Origin of the sequence: Methanoculleus sp. UBA413 (genome assembly GCF_002502935.1) — an archaeon.
Classification (GTDB): Archaea; Halobacteriota; Methanomicrobia; order Methanomicrobiales; family Methanoculleaceae; genus Methanoculleus; species Methanoculleus bourgensis.
In genome coordinates this window covers 1,458-2,983 of sequence record NZ_DAQR01000036.1, presented here as the reverse complement: position 1 = coordinate 2,983, position 1,526 = coordinate 1,458, and the positions used below count along the sequence as shown (strand labels likewise).

Genomic DNA, 1,526 nt, shown 5'->3' with positions numbered 1-1,526 from the left:
GGGGTCACTCCCCCTCTCCGGCGGGACGGGTGGGCCCCCGGGTGTTGAGGATATGCTCAATGATCTTTGACGAACTGGCGAGCGGACCGGGATACCCTGATATCCGGACGACGTCCGCGCCAAGCCCACGGTCCAGGAGTTTCTGCCGGAGCCCCTCCTCACTGAAATGCTGGTTGAACCCGAGTGTGATGATATCCGGCCCAATCTCCGCGATCGGCCTGAACATATCATGGAGGTCCCCGAGGAGCGCATGATCGACCGGTTTTAATGCCCCGACCATCCGGAGCCTTTGATCCTCAGGAAGGATCGGTCTTGGCTTATGCTTCACGTTTGCGTCCCGCGCCACAATCACGTAGAGTTCATCGCCGAGTCTCCGGGATTCTTCAAGGTAGTAGAGATGCCCGGGGTGGAGGATGTCAAACGTCCCGGTTGCGACCACGCGGATCACTCGACCACCTCGAGGTGCGTGGGGCTGCCGTCTGCCCGGTAGCATCGCCAGTCCCTCTCCCCGTAGGGATACCCGACGATGATATGGTAGCGGCCTACCGTGGGAAAGAACCTGAGATCCGCTGATGACGGAGAGAGGACGCCGTTGGGGTGGCTATGGGCGCTGCCGGCCTGGTGGATATCCAGCGGGAGCATATCGATGAGGAACGAGGCGCTCTCCTCCCTGACGATCGTGCCGGGCACCAGGTCGAGGTCGCGGATGATGCCGTCCCGCTCCCGCAGCACCGCAACGAATTCGTTCGGGTGGTGTTCCCGCCCAAGTTCGAAGAGCATAGCAAGCAGATCCCTGCTGATCCCGTGTACAGCCATTCTACTGAATACTAGGGAAGAAGTAAACATAAGCCCTCGCGTCTGGTGTGCATGCCCGGTCGGGGATCCAGGGGAAAAAGGGAGGGAGTGCTTCAGGGGATGACACGCTCAGCCGGCGTGACCTCCGGGGTCACATTCTCCGGAGCTTCACCGATCCCGCTCCCCGGCGGCACCAGGACCCTATCGATGATATGGACGACGCCGTTGTCGGCCGTGATATCGGATGCGACGATCGTTGCGTTCTCCACCATGAGGGTGCCGTTCGCCACGCTGATAGAGAGGGTGTCACCGGTGAGCGTCGAGAGAACCGTCTCGTTCCCTGTAGCGTTCACCTCCGTCATCAGGTCTTCGGCGGTGTAGTTCCCCTCCACCATGTGGTACATAAGCAGGGTATCCAGCATCGCAGTGTCGTTCAGGATCCCTGCAAGGGTCTCGTTGCCGAAGGTCTCGAAGGCGGCATCGTCCGGAGCAAAGACCGTGTACGGTCCGCCACTCACAAACACTGTCTGCGCAAGCCCGGCCCTCTCAACCGCCGCCGTAAAGGTGGTCAGGTTCTCGTCCTGCGCGATCACATCGGCCAGCGTCACGCCCTCCGGCTCCTCCCCGGGGGTAACCATCATACCCTCCGGGACGACGATGACGACACCCTGCATGGGCGTCCGCTGCGTCGAGGCGTTGAGCGTACAGCCGTAGGGGTAGGTCCCCGTACC

3 protein-coding genes are annotated in these 1,526 nt (G+C 61.7%); all 3 read right to left on the bottom strand.

What is annotated here, in order from left to right:
• Positions 1 to 4: 4 nt before the first annotated feature.
• Positions 5 to 448: an adenylyltransferase/cytidyltransferase family protein gene (locus BP858_RS02765; RefSeq protein ID WP_074175905.1), complete on the bottom strand. Its 444-nt coding sequence runs from the start codon at positions 446 to 448 to the stop codon at positions 5 to 7.
• On the bottom strand, positions 445 to 816 hold the full coding sequence (locus BP858_RS02760) for a Mov34/MPN/PAD-1 family protein (RefSeq protein ID WP_062265855.1): 372 nt from the start codon (positions 814 to 816) through the stop codon (positions 445 to 447). Before BP858_RS02760 ends, BP858_RS02765 begins: the two co-directional genes overlap by 4 nt.
• 92 nt (positions 817 to 908) lie before the next feature.
• Positions 909 to 1,526: fasciclin domain-containing protein (locus BP858_RS02755; RefSeq protein ID WP_286878786.1), on the bottom strand; the 618-nt coding region annotated here is incomplete at its 5' end.

What these genes read in the sequence shown, in the direction of transcription:
- BP858_RS02760 (WP_062265855.1), bottom strand. Translation starts at nt 816, where the DNA reads ATGGCTGTACACGGGATCAGCAGGGATCTGCTTGCTATGCTCTTCGAA.